Origin of the sequence: Streptomyces canus (assembly GCF_030816965.1) — a bacterium.
Classification (GTDB): Bacteria; Actinomycetota; Actinomycetes; order Streptomycetales; family Streptomycetaceae; genus Streptomyces; species Streptomyces canus_E.
Window position 1 is genome coordinate 8,239,942 of record NZ_JAUSYQ010000002.1, and the last position, 18,177, is coordinate 8,258,118.

The 18,177-nt window shown below is 71.3% G+C and carries 18 protein-coding genes and 1 pseudogene; 12 read left to right on the forward strand and 7 right to left on the reverse strand.

From position 1 onward, the window contains the following. Nucleotides 1-250: 250 nt before the first annotated feature. A complete protein-coding gene (locus tag QF027_RS38775; RefSeq protein WP_307079994.1) occupies nucleotides 251-826 on the forward strand; it encodes an adenylosuccinate lyase in 576 nt (191 codons plus the stop codon). Between the two features lie 290 nt (nucleotides 827-1,116). Here the strand turns inward: QF027_RS38775 and QF027_RS38780 are convergent, their stop codons facing one another. The 4 genes from QF027_RS38780 to QF027_RS38795 all read right to left on the reverse strand — a co-directional run bounded on the left by QF027_RS38780 (nucleotide 1,117) and on the right by QF027_RS38795 (nucleotide 4,895). Further along, on the reverse strand, nucleotides 1,117-1,647 hold the full coding sequence (locus QF027_RS38780; RefSeq protein WP_307079996.1) for a GNAT family N-acetyltransferase: 531 nt from the start codon (nucleotides 1,645-1,647) through the stop codon (nucleotides 1,117-1,119). 41 nt (nucleotides 1,648-1,688) lie between these two features. Beyond that, on the reverse strand, nucleotides 1,689-2,087 hold the full coding sequence (locus tag QF027_RS38785; RefSeq protein ID WP_307079998.1) for a RidA family protein: 399 nt from the start codon (nucleotides 2,085-2,087) through the stop codon (nucleotides 1,689-1,691). A 57-nt stretch (nucleotides 2,088-2,144) separates the two neighbouring features. Continuing rightward, a complete protein-coding gene (locus tag QF027_RS38790; protein WP_306974309.1) occupies nucleotides 2,145-3,722 on the reverse strand; it encodes an alpha/beta hydrolase in 1,578 nt (525 codons plus the stop codon). Between the two features lie 135 nt (nucleotides 3,723-3,857). Then, nucleotides 3,858-4,895, reverse strand: coding sequence for an Rv2578c family radical SAM protein (locus QF027_RS38795; RefSeq protein ID WP_307080000.1), 1,038 nt, complete (start codon nucleotides 4,893-4,895; stop codon nucleotides 3,858-3,860). A 135-nt stretch (nucleotides 4,896-5,030) separates the two neighbouring features. Here QF027_RS38795 and QF027_RS38800 point away from each other — a divergent pair, with 135 nt between their 5' ends. The 4 genes and pseudogenes from QF027_RS38800 (at nucleotide 5,031) to QF027_RS38815 (ending at nucleotide 9,404) form a co-directional block, all read left to right on the forward strand. After that, a complete protein-coding gene (locus QF027_RS38800; protein WP_306974306.1) occupies nucleotides 5,031-5,474 on the forward strand; it encodes an SRPBCC family protein in 444 nt (147 codons plus the stop codon). A gap of 148 nt (nucleotides 5,475-5,622) precedes the next feature. Then, nucleotides 5,623-7,998, forward strand: coding sequence for an MFS transporter (locus QF027_RS38805; protein ID WP_307080002.1), 2,376 nt, complete (start codon nucleotides 5,623-5,625; stop codon nucleotides 7,996-7,998). Between the two features lie 32 nt (nucleotides 7,999-8,030). Then, nucleotides 8,031-8,682: pseudogene (locus tag QF027_RS38810) on the forward strand (SpoIIE family protein phosphatase); the annotation flags it as partial. Continuing rightward, nucleotides 8,679-9,404: a class I SAM-dependent methyltransferase gene (locus QF027_RS38815; protein ID WP_307080004.1), complete on the forward strand. Its 726-nt coding sequence runs from the start codon at nucleotides 8,679-8,681 to the stop codon at nucleotides 9,402-9,404. The pseudogene QF027_RS38810 and the gene QF027_RS38815, both read left to right, overlap by 4 nt. Before the next feature lie 34 nt (nucleotides 9,405-9,438). Here the strand turns inward: QF027_RS38815 and QF027_RS38820 are convergent, their stop codons facing one another. Both QF027_RS38820 and QF027_RS49800 read right to left on the reverse strand, forming a co-directional pair. Further along, a complete protein-coding gene (locus tag QF027_RS38820) occupies nucleotides 9,439-10,395 on the reverse strand; it encodes an acyltransferase family protein (protein WP_373432518.1) in 957 nt (318 codons plus the stop codon). Nucleotides 10,396-10,401: 6 nt separating this feature from the next. Continuing rightward, nucleotides 10,402-10,554 (reverse strand): hypothetical protein, encoded by a 153-nt coding sequence (locus QF027_RS49800; RefSeq protein WP_373432457.1) that lies wholly within the window; start codon nucleotides 10,552-10,554, stop codon nucleotides 10,402-10,404. A 147-nt stretch (nucleotides 10,555-10,701) separates the two neighbouring features. Between QF027_RS49800 and QF027_RS38825 the strand changes: the two genes are divergently transcribed. The 6 genes from QF027_RS38825 (at nucleotide 10,702) to QF027_RS38850 (ending at nucleotide 16,871) form a co-directional block, all read left to right on the forward strand. Continuing rightward, the gene (locus QF027_RS38825) at nucleotides 10,702-11,535 is read left to right on the forward strand and encodes a M55 family metallopeptidase (protein WP_307080006.1); all 834 of its coding nucleotides are present in this window, start codon (nucleotides 10,702-10,704) and stop codon (nucleotides 11,533-11,535) included. Continuing rightward, nucleotides 11,528-12,832: a M20/M25/M40 family metallo-hydrolase gene (locus QF027_RS38830; protein ID WP_307080008.1), complete on the forward strand. Its 1,305-nt coding sequence runs from the start codon at nucleotides 11,528-11,530 to the stop codon at nucleotides 12,830-12,832. Before QF027_RS38825 ends, QF027_RS38830 begins: the two co-directional genes overlap by 8 nt. Before the next feature lie 16 nt (nucleotides 12,833-12,848). Further along, nucleotides 12,849-14,837: a dipeptidyl-peptidase 5 gene (locus tag QF027_RS38835; protein ID WP_307080010.1), complete on the forward strand. Its 1,989-nt coding sequence runs from the start codon at nucleotides 12,849-12,851 to the stop codon at nucleotides 14,835-14,837. Then, on the forward strand, nucleotides 14,834-15,757 hold the full coding sequence (locus tag QF027_RS38840; protein WP_306974292.1) for a S66 peptidase family protein: 924 nt from the start codon (nucleotides 14,834-14,836) through the stop codon (nucleotides 15,755-15,757). The genes QF027_RS38835 and QF027_RS38840 overlap by 4 nt, the downstream gene beginning before the upstream one ends. Nucleotides 15,758-16,026: 269 nt before the next feature. Further along, nucleotides 16,027-16,266: a LapA family protein gene (locus tag QF027_RS38845; protein ID WP_306974290.1), complete on the forward strand. Its 240-nt coding sequence runs from the start codon at nucleotides 16,027-16,029 to the stop codon at nucleotides 16,264-16,266. 41 nt (nucleotides 16,267-16,307) lie between these two features. Next, nucleotides 16,308-16,871 (forward strand): GNAT family N-acetyltransferase, encoded by a 564-nt coding sequence (locus QF027_RS38850; RefSeq protein WP_306974288.1) that lies wholly within the window; start codon nucleotides 16,308-16,310, stop codon nucleotides 16,869-16,871. On the opposite strand, the gene QF027_RS38855 is transcribed toward QF027_RS38850, so the two are convergent. Then, nucleotides 16,843-17,190 carry a DUF6204 family protein gene (locus QF027_RS38855; protein WP_059209561.1) on the reverse strand — a complete coding sequence of 116 codons (348 nt, stop codon included), beginning with the start codon at nucleotides 17,188-17,190 and terminating at the stop codon, nucleotides 16,843-16,845. The two genes, QF027_RS38850 and QF027_RS38855, sit on opposite strands and share 29 nt — an antisense overlap. 58 nt (nucleotides 17,191-17,248) lie before the next feature. Between QF027_RS38855 and QF027_RS38860 the strand changes: the two genes are divergently transcribed. Then, nucleotides 17,249-18,148, forward strand: a complete 900-nt coding sequence (locus QF027_RS38860; protein WP_307080012.1) for an arginase family protein — start codon at nucleotides 17,249-17,251, stop codon at nucleotides 18,146-18,148. Nucleotides 18,149-18,177 lie beyond the last annotated feature (29 nt).

Below are 18,177 nucleotides of genomic sequence, written 5' to 3' on the forward strand. Positions count from 1 at the left end.
GTCGCGGGCATTGCACATGTCCGGAGAACGGTGGAATCCGACCGGCCCTGTCCCAGGCCGGGTCGTACTGGTGGTACCCGAGGTACCGAACCGACTGCTCTCGCGGCGGCTGCGTCACCAGGCCACCGCAAGGAGTTCCACGAGTGGGTAACTCGCTCGTCTGAGCTTAACCGGTGGGTAACGAGCGCGCCAGCCCCCGGATTTGTGATGTACGTCCCGCGCTCCGGGCGGGCCGCCTAACCTCGGGTTCATGGACGAAGAGTTGCGATCGCTCACGGAGCGTTTACAGCAGGAGTCGGGAGCGTCGGCCGCCTACGACCGTCTGATGGCGACCGAAGACCTCGACGAGCTGGCGGGGGTGCTCACCGAGCCCGGACAGCCGCTGTGGGCCCGGGAGCTCGCCGCGTTCCGGCTCGGCCTGGCCGGGGACCGCCGGGCCTTCGAGTCCCTCGTCCTGCTGCTCAACCACCGGGATCCGCCGCGCTGCGCCGCCGCCGCGTACGCCCTCGCCCGTCTCGACGACCCGCGCACGGCCCGCGCGGCCGCCGCCCTCGCCACCAACGAACTGCGGGTCGCCTACGCCCTGCACCCGGTCCGGCTCCTGGCCGAACTGCGCGCCCCCGAGTCCGCGCCCGCGCTGATCACCACGCTGGAACGCCGGCTGCGCCCGCACGACCCCTACCGCCGCGTGGCGCTCGCCTGCGTGGAGGGCCTGGGCGCTTTGGCGGACACCCGCGCCAGACCCGTACTGAACGAGGCACTCGCGCATCCCGCGCTCGCGGAGGCGGCTGTGCGGGCGCTGGCACGGATCCCGAAGCTGCGGTGAGTCGGCCGGCGGTGTGCGGGGAGTTGTCGGGGGCGGGGGCGGGGGCGGGTGGCGGACGGTGAGTTGGCGAGCATCCGCGGTGGGCGCCGGCGCCGGCGCCCACCGCGGCTCGCAGGGTGGCGGAGGTGCGGATGCGGGGTGGTCGCCGGATGGGCGTGGGTGAGCGCTGTGTCCGGCGGTGCGTGTGTGCCGTGGGCCTTGCCGGACAGCGGAGTTGCGGACGCGGGTGAGGACGTCCGCGCCTCGTGTTCGGTCGGCCGGCCGCGCTCCACCGCACAGGGGGCGGGCGGTCAGGCGTTGAGCGTCCTGGCGTACCGCACCTCCGGCACCGGGACGCCGTCCGCCTCGAAGGGCTCCTCGGTGCCGTCGGCCTCGAAGCCCGCCCGTTCGTAGAAGCGGCGCGCGCGGGTGTTGTCCTTGAGGACCCACAGGTACATGCGGTCGTGGCCCACGGCGGTGCGGTTCCGCAGGGCCTCCCGCAGCAGGGCGTGTCCGATGCCGGTGCCGTATCTCCGCGGGTCCACGTAGACGGCGTACAACTCGGCGTCGGTGGTGCGGACTTCGCCGTCCCGGTACGGGCCGTGACAGGCCCAGCCCATGACCTCGCCGTCCCACTCGGCCACGAGGTTCACGACGCTGGCGTCCGCCTGCCCGAAGCGGGTGCGGTGCCGCTCGGCGTCCCGCGCCACGCTCATGGCGTCGAGGTACGACTGCGGGATCAGGCCCCGGTACGCGCTCTGCCAGCCGCGGACGCGGATCTCGGCCACGCGGTCGCAGTCGGCGAGGGCCATCGGGCGGATGAGGAGTCGGTCGTCGTCCATGGCGGCACCCTAGGCACCACCCACCCGCTCCGGCCTCGGATTTATTCGCCCACCACCGCGAACGCCTCCACCTCCATCAGGAACTCCGGCCGCACCAGCGCCGCCACCTGCACGGCGGAGGCCGCCGGCAGCCGGTCGTCGGGTATGTGCTCGGCGCGGGCCGCGCGAAGCGCCGGCATGTGGGCCATGTCCGTGACGAAGTAGGTGAGCTTGACGACGTCGTCGAAGGTCGCTCCCGCGGCGGTCAGGCAGCGGCGGAGGTTCTCGAAGACCTGGCGGGCCTGGGCCGCGGCGTTGCCCTCGCCGACGAGCTTGCCGTCCTCGTCGAGGGCCAGCTGGCCCGCGATCGCGACGAAACGGCCACGGCCCAGCACCACATGGGAGTACTGGGCCGCGGGGGCGACCCCGGCGGGGGCGGGAATCCTGGTCAGCTCACTCATGCGTCCATGGTGGACCACGGCACTGACAGGACCCGTCCCCGACGGAGCGTCAGGCGCTCAGCCGCGGGCGCCGAGCAACCGGTGCAGCGCCGCGCCGCGCGAGGACGTCGACGCCGCCTTGGCGGTCAGCGGCTTCGGATCGGGCAGCGCCTGGCAGACCGCGTCGGCCTCGCCGCCGCCACGCGGCACCTTGCCGTCGGTCAGATACCTGGCGAGGTACTTGTCCAGGCAGGTGTTCCCGCTCAGCGTGATGCCGTGGTTGCCGCCGCCCTCCTCGACGACGAAGCTGGAGCCGGCCAGCAGACGGTGGACCGTCGCACCGCCCTCGTACGGGGTGGCCGCGTCGTTCGTCGCCTGGAAGAGCAGCGCCGGCGGCAGTTGGCCGTTGGCGATGTTCACCGGCTTCAGCGAGTCGGTCGGCCAGAACGCGCACGGCGCGTTGTACCAGGCATTGCTCCAGGCCATGAACGGCGCCTTCTCGTACACGGCCCAGTTGTCCTTCTGCCACTGCCGCCAGTCTCGCGGCCAGGAGGCGTCACGGCACTCGACGGACGTGTAGATGCTGTAGCCGTTGTCCCCGGACGCGTCCACGGCGCCGAAGTTCTCGTACGCGTCGACCAACGGGTCGTCGTTCCTGTTGTTCACATATGCCGCGAACGCCTCGGCCAGGTAGGGCCAGTAGCCGTTGTAGTAGCCGCCCGGCGCGTAGGTGTCCTCCAGCTCCGAGGCGCCGACCTTGCCGTCCGCGGGCCTCTTGGCGAGAGCCGCCCGCATCGCGTACCACTTGGCCTCGATCTTCTCGGCGTCCGTGCCGAGCTTGTATGTCGCGTCGTACTTGGCGATCCAGGCCATCAGCGCGCGGTGCCGGTCGTTGAACGCGTAGTCCTGGCCGAGGTTGTCGTCGTACCAGACGCCCGTCGGGTCCACGATCGAGTCCAGGACCAGGCGGCGCACCTGGTGCGGGAAGAGCTTGGCGTAGACCGCGCCGAGGTAAGTGCCGTACGAGTAACCGAAGTAGTTGATCCTCTTGGCACCGAGGGCCCTGCGGATGGAGTCCATGTCCTGTACGGCGCTGATGGTGTTGATGTACGGCAGCACGCTCGCGTACTTCTGGCCGCAGGCCGCGGCGAAGGACTTCACCCGCTTGAGGTTGGCCTTCTCGATCGCGGGCGTGCTCGGCACGGAGTCCGGGCGCACCGGGTTGAAATAGCCCGGCTTGCAGTTCAGGGCGGGCTTGCTCGCGCCCACCCCGCGCGGGTCGAAGCCGATGACGTCGTACTGGGCCGCGACGGCCTTGGGCAGGCCGGAGGCGATGAACCCGGCGAAGGTCAGACCGCTGCCGCCGGGGCCGCCGGGGTTGACCAGCAGCGGGCCCTGGTACTTCTTCGCGGTGTGGGGGACCCGGGACAGCGCGAGGGTGATCTGCCGCCCGCGCGGGTTCGCGTGGTCGAGCGGCACCTTGAGGGACGCGCACTGAAGGGTCGGGTAGTCGGCGGTGCCGCACTTCTTCCAGGTGGGTTCGGCGGCGGACGCGGTTGGTGCGGACTGCGGGGCGCTGGCGTCGGCGGGGACGGCGGTGAAGGTCCCGGCCACGATGATCGCGGCACCGCACAGCACGGCTGCGCGCTTTCTCATGAAGTCCTCCCAGGACGGAGGGTTTCGGGCCGCGAGGGTCACGGTCCACGCCGCATCGTCCCGGAAAGTCCGCCCGGAAGAACGTGTTCTGACAATACTTGACCCGATTGGGCCGTCCGATGCGCTCGAACGCTCTCAGATCAACGTGAGTTGGGTAGGTTCGGGCATCGGCTCGACCTCGGGCTCCGGCTCCCGGATCCGTCGTGGCATCCCCGCGGCCGCGGGACCGATGCCGTACTCCTGGGCCAGCTCGTGTACCTGACGGGTGATCCGGCGCTGGTACCACTTCGGAGCGTAGGCGCCGTCCGCGTAGAGCCGCTCGTAACGGCGTACCAGATACGGGTGCTCCCGGTTCAGCCAGGCCATGAACCACTCCCTGGCGCCCGGCCGCAGATGCAGCACCAGCGGGGTGACCGACGTGGCCCCCGCGGCGGCGATCGCGCGCACGGTGGCCCGCAGCTGTGCCGGCCGGTCGCTCAGGAACGGGATCACCGGCGCCATCAGCACCCCGCACCCGATCCCGTGCTCGCCCAGTGTCCGTACGACGTCCAGGCGCCGCTCCGGAGCCGGGGTGCCCGGCTCGACGGTGCGCCACAGCTCGGGGTCGGTGAAGCCGACCGACACGGAGATCCCGACGTCCGTCACCTCGGCGGCCTGCGTGAGGAGGTCGAGGTCCCGCAGGATCAGCGTGCCTTTCGTCAGGATCGAGAAGGGGTTCGCGTGATCGCGCAGGGCGGAGAGGATGCCCGGCATCAGGCGGTAGCGGCCCTCCGCGCGCTGGTAGCAGTCGACGTTGGTGCCCATCGCTATGTGGTCGGCCGCCCAGCGGCGCGAGCCCAGCTGGCGGCGCAGCAGCTCGGGGGCGTTCACCTTGACCACGATCTGCGAGTCGAAGCCGAGACCGGTGTCGAGGTCGAGATAGCTGTGGGTCTTGCGGGCGAAGCAGTACACGCACGCGTGCGTGCAGCCCCGGTAGGGGTTGACCGTCCACTCGAAAGGCATGCGGGAGGCGCCCGGCACCCGGTTGATGATCGAGCGGGCCCGGATCTCGTGGAACGTGATCCCGGCGAACTCGGGCGTGTCGAAGGTACGGCTGACCACCGCGTCGGCGCCGAACAGGGCGGCGTCGGCCCGTCCGTGTTCGGCGGACTCGGTGAGGTTCTCCCAGCGCATGAGGCCTCCTCGGTAGCACTGCCCCTCGAGTGAAACACTTGTTCGAATTACTGTGCAACCCCCGATTTGGGTGCCCGTGGGCGCGGGTGGTTGGCTTGCTCCGACCCCGAGAACTTGAAGTCCTGGAGGAAGTCGATGGCGCAGGTCGAGGCCACTACGGAGCGGATCGTCGCGGCGGACGCGGAGAAGGTGTTCGACGCCGTCGCCGACTACAGCGGCACGCGCGGAAAGGTGCTCCCCGAGCAGTTCAGCGAGTACGAGGTGCGCGAGGGCGGTGACGGCGAGGGCACCCTCGTCCACTGGAAGCTCCAGGCCACCAGCAAGCGCGTGCGCGACTGCCTCCTGGAGGTCACCGAACCCACCGACGGCGAGCTCGTCGAGAAGGACCGCAACTCCTCCATGGTCACCACCTGGCGGGTCACCCCGGCCGGTGAGGGCAGGTCCCGGGTCGTCGTGACCACCACCTGGGACGGCGCCGGCGGCATCGGCGGCTTCTTCGAGAGGACCTTCGCACCCAAGGGCCTCGGCCGGATCTACGACTCCCTCCTCGGCCGGCTCGCCACCGAGGTCGAGAAGTAAGTCCCCGGCGCTCGGCGGATGTTGATCTCGATCACCGGATCGAGTGGATCTCCGCAGGGCCCCTTGGTGTGTCGTAACTCGTCGCGCTTGTTCGCAGTTGTCGCTCAAAGCGGGAATTGCGTGACAGGCGCGACGAGGGGAGCGAGACGTGGGCGTGACGACTCCGGTGCACGAGGAACGGGTCGCAGCGCCACCCGGGCCGCCCGCCCTGCCCGTCGAACTCGGCCCGCGCCGGGTGCGGTTGGTCTTCTTCGGGCTGATGCTCGCGCTGCTCCTCGCCGCGCTGGAGCAGATGATCGTCGCCACCGCGCTCCCGAAGATCGTCGGTGAGCTGCACGGCCTGGACCGGATGTCCTGGGCGATCACCGCCTACCTGCTCACCGCCACGATCGGACTGCCGGTCTACGGCAAGCTCGGCGACCTGCTCGGCCGCAAGGGCGTCTTCCAGTTCGCGATCGTCGTGTTCGTCGCCGGCTCCGCGCTCGCCGGACGGGCCGGGACCATGGACCAGCTGATCGTCTTCCGCGCGGTCCAGGGTGTCGGCGCGGGCGGTCTCATGATCGGTGTGCAGGCGATCATCGCCGACATCGTGCCGCCCCGGCGGCGCGGCCGCTTCATGGGCCTGATCGGCGCCGCCTTCGGACTGGCCTCCGTCGCGGGCCCGCTGCTCGGCGGCTACTTCACGGACCACCTCTCCTGGCGGTGGTGCTTCTACATCAACGTGCCCTTCGGTCTGCTGACCCTGGCCGTCGTCACCGCCGTACTGAAGCTTCCCAAGCCCCGGGTCAAACCCCGGCTCGACATCCTCGGCACCCTCCTGCTCGCCGCCGCCTCCACCTGTCTGGTGCTGCTGACCAGTTGGGGCGGGACCGAGTACGCCTGGGACTCACGGGTCGTCCTCGGACTCGGCGCCGGGGCCGCCGTCTCCGCGGTGCTCTTCCTCGTCGCCGAGCACTTCGCCGCCGAACCCCTCATGCCGCTGAGGCTGTTCAGGGACTCCGTCTTCAACGTGACCGGTCTGGTGGGCCTGGTGATCGGCGTCGCGCTCTTCGGGACGGCGAGCTATCTGCCGACCTTCCTCCAGATGGTCGACGGGGCGAGCGCCACCGAGTCCGGGCTGCTGATGCTGCCCATGATGGCCGGGATCGTCGGCGCCTCCATCGTCTCCGGGCAGCTCATCAGCCACACCGGTCGCTACCGGATCTGGCCGATCCTCGGCAGCGCCCTCTCCGTCGTGGGCATGTGGCTGCTGTCCCGTCTCGAGGTCGACACGCCCCGGCTGCACTACAGCGTCTGGATGGCCGTCCTCGGCGCCGGGATCGGCATGGTCATGCCGGTGCTGATCCTCGCCGTGCAGAACTCCGTCCGCCCCGCCGACCTCGGCACCGCCACGAGCGCCAACAACTACTTCCGGCAGATCGGCGGAAGCGTCGGAGCGGCGATTTTCGGCACGCTCTTCACCGACCGGCTCGCCCACGCGCTCACCGAGCGACTGCCGACCGGGGCCGGGCTGCCCGACCCCGGGTCCATCACCCCGCAGCTCGTCCACACCCTGCCCCCGGAGCTCCGCGACGGCTACATCCGGGCCTACGCCGACGCCATGCCGAGGATCTTCCTCTACCTCGTGCCGGTGCTCGTCCTCGGCCTGCTCATCGCCTTCTTCCTCCAGGAGAAACCGCTGGTGACCCACGACGCCCCCGAGACGGCGACCGCGCCGGTGAACGCCACGCTCCCGCAAGCCGGTCCGTCGTACACCGACACCGCCGGGGCGGCCCCCGTCCACGGCACGGTGCAGCACTGCGACGGCACCGTCCTGCCGCGGGCCGCGCTCACGCTCATCGACGTGGCCGGAGCACAGATCGGACGCGGTGTCAGCGGTGAGGACGGGAGGTACGCGCTGCCGACGCCCGGACCGGGGGCGTACGTGCTCATCGCCGCCGCGGGCGGTCACCAGCCGCAGGCCGTCTCCGTGACCGTCGGCGAACGTCCCGTCGAACTGGACATCGTCCTCGGCGGCGCCGGACGGCTCGCGGGCCGTGTGCGGACCGCCGACGGCACGCCCGTGCGGTACGCCGCCGTCACCCTCACCGATGTGCACGGCGAGGTCGTGGCCACCACCCGCAGCGGAGACGAGGGCGGCTACGCCGTCACCGAACTGGTCGCCGGGGAGTACACCCTCGCCGCCAGTGCGCCCGCGTTCCGCCCCGCGGCGCTCCCCGTCAGCGTCCAGGCCTCCCGGGAGACCCGCCAGGACGTCGAACTCGCGGGCGGCGCGGTGCTGCGCGGCACCGTGCGCGCCGGTGGCGGACGGTCCGTCGAGGACGCGCGCGTGACGCTCCTGGACGTGGCCGGCAACGTCGTGGACACCCTCACGACCGGCCCCGACGGCGCCTTCCGTTTCGTCGACCTGTCCGGCGGCGAGTACACCGTCATCGCCGCCGGCTACCCGCCGGTCGCCACCGTCCTCCAGGTGGCCGGAGGCGGCCGTACGGAGCGGGATCTCCAGCTCGAACACGCGAACTGACGGTGTGTCAGGATGAGGGTGTGCCGGTGCTGTCCGGTCCGGTCCCATTCCGCGTGGCGCCCGGTGACCGGCTGCTGATGTGTACCGACGGGCTGGTGGAGGTGCGGGGCCAGGACGTCGGGGTGGGTCTCGCGACGCTCACCGAGTCCGCCGCCCATCCGGCCGCGTCCATGGACGACGCCTGCCATCATCCGCGCGCTCAACACACGCGGCGGCCGCAAGGACGACGTGGCGCTGCTCATGGCCCGGCTGGGCGGCATCGAGCCGGACGACGTGGCCGAGTGGCGGATCTCCCTGGATCCGGTCGAAGGGGGGCGGGCCCGCGCGGTGGTGCGGGAACAGCTTCACGTGAGGCTGGCCGACGGCGCCGAGCTCATGGTGAGCGAGCTGGTGACCAACGTCGTGCGGCACTCCCACCGCCGTCCCGTCGAGCTGCGGCTCGTGCGGGGGGACTGCCTGCTGTGCGAGGTGGACGACGACCATGATCTGCCGAACCTGTTGAGCGCCGGGCCCACCGATGAGCACGGGCGGGGACTCAGGGTGGTCAGTACGCTTGCGGGCGCGGTCGCTCGAACTGGCAGTGAAGGAATGCGCCATGCGCTTGTCCGCGTAACCTCGGCGCGATACACCGTACTGGCCTGTCAGCTTTGGCGGGTTGTGTTCGCATCGGGGAGTTGGGCATGAGCGTGAGCGGTCGGTACCGGGAGTCCTGGGAGGGGTTCTGGCGGGAGGCCCCGGGACGGCAGGGGGCCGTGTTCTGGGATGCGGAGCCGGTGTTGACCTCCGGAGTCCATCTCGCCCACTTCGAGCCGCTCCTGGTCGATCCCGGGCTGCCACTCGTGGACCTGGGCTGCGGGAACGGCACCCAGAGCCGTTTCCTCGCCGCCCACTTCACCCAGGTGATCGGCGTCGACCTGTCCGCCGCCGCCCTCGATCGCGCCCGCGACGCCGACCCCGACGAGCAGGTGACGTACCGGCTGCTGGACGCCTCCGACAAGGACGAGCCGGAGAACCTGCACGCCGAACTCGGGGACGCCAACGTCTACATGCGGGGCGTGCTGCACCAGGCCGCGCCCGAGGACCGGCAGCAGATGGTCGACGGGATCGCCACGCTCGTCGGGGAACGCGGCCGGGCCTTCCTCGTCGAGCTCTCCGAGGCTGCCAAGGCCGCCCTCGTGGGCCTCGCGCAGAGCCCCGACGGGCCGCCCGCCAAGCTGGCGCCCATCTTCGCGCACGGCATCGCCCCTGGTGAGGTGGCCGACGAGGCGGTGCCCGTGTACCTCGGGGCGGCCGGGCTGACGATCGTGGCCAGCGGTGACCTGCCGCTCGTCACCACCGAGTACCGGTCCGACGGCACCCGGATCGAGCTGCCGTCGAAGTGGTGGGCGGTGGGACGCACCGCCTGACGACCCGGGTTGACCTCTTCCCTGGAGGCAGGCCTTACCGGCGCACCTGGGCCGGCACCGCGCCCGTGCCGGGCGAGGTCTTCCGGAACGCCCACTCCATCCTCGGCTCCATCACGCACCGGAAGACCCGCCGCACGGGCGCGGTGCACAGCGCGGTCACCACCACGGCGGCGACGACGGTCACGGCGATCTCGCCGAGCGGCGTGTGCGGCCAGTGGTGGCCGGCCCAGTCGAAGTGGTTGCCGGCCTGGACGACGAAACCGTGCAGCAGGTAGCCGTAGAGCGTGCCCGCGCCCAGTGCCGTGAACCACATCCGGCGGCCGGGCACCCAGGACAGGAAGCAGGCGACCAGGACGAGCGAGCAGCCGAAGAGGGCCGGCGTCATCAACGGCCCGTACCAGGCGGGCACACCGAAGTCCTCGGCGGCGTCGCGGTGGAAGAACCAGGCGTAGTCCATGCGCGGGACCGCCCAGTACGAGAACACCACCGCGGCCGCGAAGACCGGTACCGCGAGGAGGCGCACCCGCCACTGCCGTACCAGCGAGAAGTGCGCGGGGCGCAGGCACAGGCCGAGCACGAAGTACGGCAGGAACTGCAGGGTGCGCTGGAGGTCGAGGTCGTCGCCGATGGACGGGCTCAGGGTGGCTAGCGCGGCGATGGTCAGGGCGATCGGCAGCGGCCACCGCACGCTCCGCCAGATCGGGGTGGTCAGCCGCCAGATGAACAGGGCGGCCAGGAACCACGTCAGGTACAGCGGGTTCAGGAGGCTGATCTCACGGTCCGGGACACCGTCGGACCACCGGGTGAAATAGGTGTACGCCGTCTCGAACACGACATAAGGGACGACGACCCCGGTGACCAGTCGCCTGATCTTCGCCGGGCTCGCGTCGAAGGAGCGGGAGAAGTAGCCCGAGACGATGATGAACGCCGGCATGTGGAAGGCGTAGACGATCGTGTAGAGCGCGGTGACGCTACGGCTGCCGGAGCGCAGCGGCTCTCAGGCGTGCCCCATGGCCACCAGCACGATCGCGAGGTACTTGGCGTTGTCGAAGAACGCGTCGCGCTGCTTCGGGCGTCCGGGCGGGTTCCCCGGCGCGCTGGTCGCCGTCGTCCGTCGTGCCGACTGTACGGGCTGTGCGGTGTCGCTCACGCTTCTCCCTGTCCGTCACCTGTGGAACCCGCGAGGGAGGATACGCGTCTTCCAGGAAATGCCTGTGCGGCGGGGTGGAGCGGCACATGGGCTCGTCTCACCACCTGCGGGCGACGCAAACCTCCGCGACGCGTAACGTGGCGGACCATGAAGATCCTGATCAGCGCCGACATGGAGGGCGCGACCGGAGTGACCTGGCCGGCCGACGTGCTGCCGGGCACACCGCAGTGGGAGCGGTGCCGGTCGATGTTCACCTCGGACGTGAACGCCGCCGTGCTGGGCTTCTTCGACGGGGGCGCCGACGAGGTACTCGTCAACGAGGCCCACTGGACCATGCGCAACCTGCTCCTGGAACAGCTCGACGAGCGGGCGCAGATGCTCACCGGCCGGCACAAGTCGCTCTCCATGGTCGAGGGCGTCCAGCACGGCGACGTCGACGGCATCGCGTTCCTCGGCTACCACGCGGGCGCGGGCCAGGAGGGCGTGCTCGCCCACACCTACCTCGCCAACTCCATCACCGGGGTGTGGCTGAACGACGTGCCCGCGAGCGAGGGACATCTCAACGCGCACGTGGTCGCCGAGTACGGCGTCCCCGTCGTCCTCGTCACCGGCGACGACGTGGCCTGCGAGGACGCGCTCGGCTACGCCCCCGGGGCGCTGAAGGTCGCGGTCAAGGACCATGTCTCGCGTTACGCGGCCGTGTGCCGCACGCCGACCCGCACGGCCGCCGACATCCGGGCCGCCGCCAAGGAGGCCGCACAGCTGGCGATCCGTCAGGAAGCCGTACAGGCGGGGCCGTTCACCATCGCGGTCGAGTTCGACGCCGAGCACCTCGCCATGGCCGCCACCGTGGTGCCGGGCGTGCAGCGGATCGGGACACGGAGGGTGGCGTACACGAACGAGACCATGTACGCGGGAATCCGTACCTTCAAGGCGGTCACCACCATCGTCTCGGCCGCCGTGGAGGAGCAGTATGGCTGACCAGCAGGCACTGGACGAGGTCGTCCGGTTCACCTCCGACCTCATCCGCATCGACACCACCAACCGGGGCGGCGGCGACTGCCAGGAGCGCCCCGCCGCCGAGTACGCGGCCGAGCAGCTGGCCGGGGCGGGCCTTCAGCCCCTGATGCTGGAGCGCACCAAGGGCCGTACGAACGTCGTCGCCCGCGTCGAGGGCAGCGACCCGTCGGCGGACGCGCTGCTCGTCCACGGCCATCTGGACGTCGTGCCCGCCGAGGCCGCCGACTGGAGCGTTCACCCCTTCTCGGGTGAGATCCGCGACGGGGTCGTCTGGGGGCGTGGCGCGGTCGACATGAAAAACATGGACGCCATGATCCTGGCCGTGGTGCGGGGCTGGGCCCGGCAGGGCATACGGCCCCGGCGGGACCTCGTGATCGCGTTCACCGCCGACGAGGAGGCCAGTGCCGTGGACGGCTCCGGGTTCCTCGCCGACGAGCAACCGGAGCTCTTCGAGGGGTGCACGGAGGGGATCAGCGAGTCCGGGGCGTTCACCTTCCACGACGGCGCCGGGCGGGAGATCTACCCCATCGCCGCGGGGGAGCGCGGCACAGGCTGGCTGAAGCTCACCGCGCGCGGCCGGGCCGGGCACGGCTCCAAGGTCAACAAGGAGAACGCCGTCACCCGGCTCGCCGCCGCCGTCACCCGCATCGGCGAGCACGAGTGGCCGCTGCGGATCACCCCGACCGTCCGCGCGGCCCTCGCCGAACTCGCCGCGCTCTACGGCATCGAGACGGACCTCACCGACGTGGACCGGCTGCTGGAGAAGCTGGGCCCCGCCGCCAAGCTGGTCGAGGCGACCGTCCGCAACAGCGCCAACCCGACCATGCTGGAGGCCGGTTACAAGCTCAACGTGATCCCGGGGGAGGCCGTGGCCTACGTCGACGGCCGCTATCTGCCCGGCGGCGAGGACGAGTTCCGGGCGACTCTCGACCTGCTCACCGGCCCCGACGTGGACTGGGAGTTCAGTCATCGCGAGGTCGCCCTCCAGGCACCGGTCGACTCGCCGACGTACGCCAACATGCGTGCCGCCGTCGAGGAGTTCGCGCCGGAGGGGCACGTGGTGCCGTACTGCATGTCCGGCGGCACCGACGCCAAGCAGTTCTCCCGCCTCGGCATCACCGGGTACGGGTTCGCGCCCCTGAAGCTCCCGGAGGGCTTCGACTACCAGGCCCTGTTCCACGGGGTCGACGAGCGCGTCCCCGTCGAGGCGCTGCACTTCGGCGTGCGGGTACTCGACCGCTTCCTGCGAACGGCCTGAGCACGTGGGGGAGAACGTGCAGACGTCGGCATACGGTTCCTGGCCCTCACCCATCGACGCGGCGCTCGCGGCCGCGCACGACGGGCACCCCGAATGGCTGGGCTTCGTCGGGGACGAGGTGTGGTGGACCGAACCCAGGCCCACCGAGGGCGGCCGCCGCACGCTCGTGCGCCGACGCGCCGACGGGCAGGAGGAGCCGGTGCTGCCCGCGCCGTGGAACGTGCGCAGCCGGGTCATCGAGTACGGCGGTCACCCCTGGGCCGGCGCGGTGGTGGCCGGCGAACCGCTCGTCGTGTTCGTGCACTTCGCCGACCAGCGGCTGTACCGGTACGAGCCCGGGAGCGAGCCGCGTCCCCTGACACCCCTCTCCCCGGTGGGCGGCGGACTGCGCTGGGTGGAACCGCAGTTGAGGCTCGACCTGGGTGAAGTGTGGTGCGTCCTCGAGGAGTTCACCGGCGACGGACCCACCGACGTCCGCCGGGTCCTCGCCGCCGTACCGCTCGACGGCTCGGCCGAGCGCAACCGGGACGCGGTGCGCGAACTCACCGACGACCGCCACCGGTTCGTCACCGGCCCCCGCGTCTCTCCCGACGGCTCGCGCGCGGCCTGGCTCGCCTGGGACCACCCGCGCATGCCCTGGGACGGCACGGAACTGGTCGTCGCGGACATCGGCCCACACGGCACGCTCGTCGAGCCCCGCACCCTGGCCGGCGGTCCGGAGGAGTCGATCGCCCAGGCCGACTGGTCGCCGGACGGCCGTCTCCTGTACGCGAGCGACCGCACCGGCTGGTGGAACCTCTACCGTGACGGCGAGCAACTCTGCCCGCGCGAGGAGGAGTTCGGCGGCGCCCTCTGGAAGCTCGGCCACCGCTGGTTCGCGCCCCTGGACAGCGGACTGATCGCCGTCGTGCACGGCGGCGGCTCGACCGCCCTCGGGATCCTGGACCCCGAGACCGGCGAATTCGTCGACGCGGCAGGGCCCTGGACCGAGTTCGCGCCCACCCTCGCGGTGCACGGCGAGCGGGTCGTCGCCGTCGGCGCCAGCCCCCGCACCGCCTACGAGGTGGTGGAGCTGGACACCTTCCCCCACGCTCGAACAACCTCGCGTGGGGGCGCCCCCATCGGCCGGGCCCGGGTGATCGGTGCCCCGCACGCCGACCCCGTCGACCCCGTGTACTACCCCGAGCCCCTGATCCGCACCTTCACCGGACCGGACGGCCGCGACATCCACGCCCACGTCTACCCGCCCCACCACCCCGGACACCGGGCGCCCGACGGCGAGCTGCCGCCGTACGTCGTCTGGGCGCACGGCGGACCCACCGGACACGCGCCCCTCGTGCTCGACCTCTCGATCGCCTACTTCACCTCGCGCGGCATCGGCGTCGCCGAGGTCAACTACGGCGGCTCGACCGGGTACGGGCGGGAGTACCGCAACCGGCTGCGCGAGCAGTGGGGCGTGGTCGACGTCGAGGACTGCGCCGCCGTCGCGCTCGCCCTCGCCGACGAGGGCACCGCCGACCGCGCCCGGCTCGCCATCCGCGGCGGCAGCGCGGGGGGCTGGACCGCGGCCGCCTCGCTCACCGCGACCGACGTCTACGCCTGCGGCACGATCGTCTACCCGATCCTCGACCTGGCCGGCTGGGGCACGGGGGAGACCCACGACTTCGAGTCCCAGTACCTGGAGAGCCTGGTCGGACCGCTCGCCGAGGTCCCCGGACGGTACGCGGAACGCTCGCCCGTCGAGCACGCGGACCGGGTCACCGTGCCCTTCCTGCTGCTCCAGGGCCTGGACGACGTGATCTGCCCGCCCGCACAGTGCGAGCGGTTCCTGTCCCGGATCGCCGGCCGGCAGGTGCCGCACGCGTACCTCGCCTTCGAGGGGGAGGGGCACGGGTTCCGTCGGGCCGAGACGATGATCCGGGCCCTGGAGGCCGAACTCTCCCTGTATGCACAGGTGTTCGGGCTGAAGCCGCCCGGCGTACCGACATTGGAGCTCATCAGGTGAAGGAACTCGTCAGGCCGTCCAGACTCACCCCGGGTGCGCGCGTGGCCGTGGTCGCGACCAGTGGGCCGGTGCCGGAGGAACGGCTCCAGGCGGGCCTGGACGTCCTGCGCGGCTGGGATCTGGAACCCGTCGTGGGGCCTCATGTCCTCGACCGGCACGGCGAGTTCGGCTACCTCGCGGGCACGGACGCCGACCGGGCGGCAGATCTCCAGAACGCCTGGTGCGACCCGTCCGTGGACGCCGTGCTGTGCGCCCGCGGCGGATACGGCGTGATGCGCATGGTCGAACTGCTCGACTGGAACGCCATGCGCGCGGCCGGTCCGAAGGTGCTGGTCGGGTTCAGTGACGTGACCGCGCTGCACGAGGCGTTCGCCGCCCGGCTCGGCCTGGTCACGCTGTACGGTCCGATGGCCGCCGGCATCGACTTCATCAAGAACGCGCGGGCCCAGGAGCATCTGAGGTCCACGTTGTTCGCGCCGGAGACGGTCCGCACGATCACCTCCGGCGGCAGGGCCCTCGTCCCCGGCCGGGCCCGCGGTGTCACCCTGGGCGGCTGTCTGTGCCTGCTCGCCTCCGACCTGGGCTCCGCTTACGCCCGGCCCGGCGCGCGCGGGGGCCTGCTCTGCCTGGAGGACGTCGGCGAGGAGACGTACCGCCTCGACCGCTACCTGACCCAGCTCCTGCGCGCCGACTGGCTCGACGGGGTGCGCGGGGTGCTCCTCGGGTCGTGGGAGAGCTGCGAACCCTACGAGAAGGTGCGCGCGCTGCTCCTCGACCGGCTCGGGGGACTCGGCGTGCCCGTCGTCGAGGAGTTCGGATTCGGGCACTGCGAAGGGGCGTTGACGATCCCGTTCGGAGTGGCTGCCGAGCTCGACGCCGACGCGGGCACGCTGACGCTGGAGGAACCAGCCCTCCACTGAATAGCCGTCAGAGACACCCGGTCGGGCGATCGACCGCCTCTGACACGGGTCACACCATGACTACCGGTCGGTAAGCGTCGGGTTGTGTGCTCAGTGTGGAGCTGTCTCCGTGTCCACCCCCGCCCCGCGACCGGCCGATTCGGGGCACCGGCTCCAAGTGAGCGCGCCCGGGCGGGCCGGGCGCTGGAGCTGCCGGTCGCGGGACGGTGAGTCACCCGGAGGGCAGCTCTCACCGTGCGTGACCAGGACTTCGGGCTCACCCTGGTCGCATGAGCCCGAAGACCTCCGCAGGCGGCGCCACCAAGGACAGGAGCGGGGCGGTGACGCCCGCCAGGATGGTCGTCCTGCCGCTGGCCGTCCTCGCTCTGATCTTCATCTTCGAGAACACCGGGGCGACGAGGATCCGGCTGCTGGTGCCCGAGGTGACGATGCCCCTGTGGACGGCTCTGCTCGCCACCGGCCTCATCGGCGCCCTGTGCGGGGCGTATTTCATGAAACGGCGCGGTTAGGACTGCGGAGGATCATGCCCGGCGGATCGTAGGGTGGCCGGATGCCGCACACCGCTTCCCGCTATCTCGCCGAAGGCCCCCGCGTGGGCATACGCCACTTCACCTACGAGGACGGCGCCGAGTTCACCGCCCGGGCCCGGGAGAGCAAGCAACTCCACCAGCCGTGGCTGTTCCCGCCCGACAGCGAGAGCGCTTATCTCGCCTACGCCGGCCGGCTCATCGAGGACCGGACCAAAGCAGGGTTCCTGGTCTGCGAGAAGGACGGCGAGCGGGGCGACGGGGCCATCGCCGGGTACATCAACATCAACAACATCGTCGAGGGCGGCTTCCGGTGCGGGGCCCTGGGCTACGGCGCCTTCGCGCACGCCGCCGGACGCGGGCTGATGCGCGAGGGGCTGAACCTCGTGGTCGACCACGCCTTCGGTCCGATGCGGCTGCACCGCCTCGAGATCAACGCGCAGCCCCGGAACACCGCCTCCCTCGCCCTCGCCCGCAGCTGCGGCTTCCGCCTCGAAGGCTTCTCACCGAAGATGATCTACATCGACGGGGACTGGCGGGACCACGAGCGCTGGGCCATCACCGCCGAGATGCGGGCTTCCGGTTGATCTTCATGGTGTCGAGGTCCGTGACCGTCGACTTCAGGTCCCGGAAGCCGTAACCGAGATCCCGCAGCGTGCCCTCGGCGCGGTCCTCCGCGATCGCCCCCGCCATCTCCTCGCCGTCCGCCGCGTCCGAGACCACCACGTACCGCATCGAGAAGTGCTTCAGCGGCGCCGGCTCGTACGACAGCGAGCCCTCCTCGGTGAACCGCATGCTCGCCATGCCGTGGTCCGCCGCCTCGGCGAGCAGCCGGGCGCGGGCCTCGTCGGTGAGCCCGTCCCAGGTTCCGCGCACGATCACCCGGTAGGTGTGCTGCTCACTCACTGTCGCTCCCTCGTCAATCTCGTGGACGGTCGACTGTACGTCGGCGAGGATGATCCGCATGCGGAATATCGTCGTGCTGGACGCACCCTCCAACCTCGGCCTGCGTCCGCCCGCCCCCGGCACCGTGCCCGGCTGCTACAAGCTCGCCGGCGCTCTCCGTGAGCAGCGGATCGTGCAGAGGCTGCACGCCCTGGAGGGCGGGGTGGTGGTGCCGCCGCGCTACGACCGCGGGGACTGGCAGGAGGGTGACGGCGTCTTCAACGCCGCCGCGATCGCCTCGTACACCGTCAGGCTCGCCGACCGCATCGAGCGCCATGTACGCGCCGGTGACCTCCCCGTCGTCCTCGGCGGCGACTGCTCCATCCAGCTCGGCGCCTCGCTCGCCCTGCGCCGCGTTGGACGCTACGGCCTGGCCGCGATCGACGCCTCGCCGGACTTCCGGCACACCGGCAACTCCGACCAGATCGGCGCGGCGGGCGGCGAGGAGGTCGCGCTGGCCACCGGGCGCGGGCAGGAGGACCTGACGAACCTGGAAGGCCTGCGGCCCTATCTGCGGGACGAGGACGTGCGGTTCTTCGGGATCCGTGACGAGTTCGAGGAGGACCGGGCCGAGCTCGCCGCCCTGAAGATCCCGGTCGTGACCGTCGGTGACCTCCGGGAGTGGGGCGCGGACGCCCTCGCCCGGGCCACCGCCCAGGCCTTCGAGATCCCCGAGATCGACGGCTTCTGGGTGCACCTGGACGCCGACTGCCTCGACCCGTCCGTCATGCCCGCCGTCGACAGCCCCGACCCGGAGGGGCTCCTGCCCGACGAACTCACCTCTCTGCTGAGGCCGTTGGTCGCCTCCCCCTCCTGCGCCGGCCTCAACATCACCATCTACGACCCCGATCTGGACCCCGAGGGCACGGCCGGCGCGCTGCTCACCGACATCGTCGTGGACGCCTTTGCACAATCCTGACCGGCAGCTCCCCTGGCCGACTCACCGCC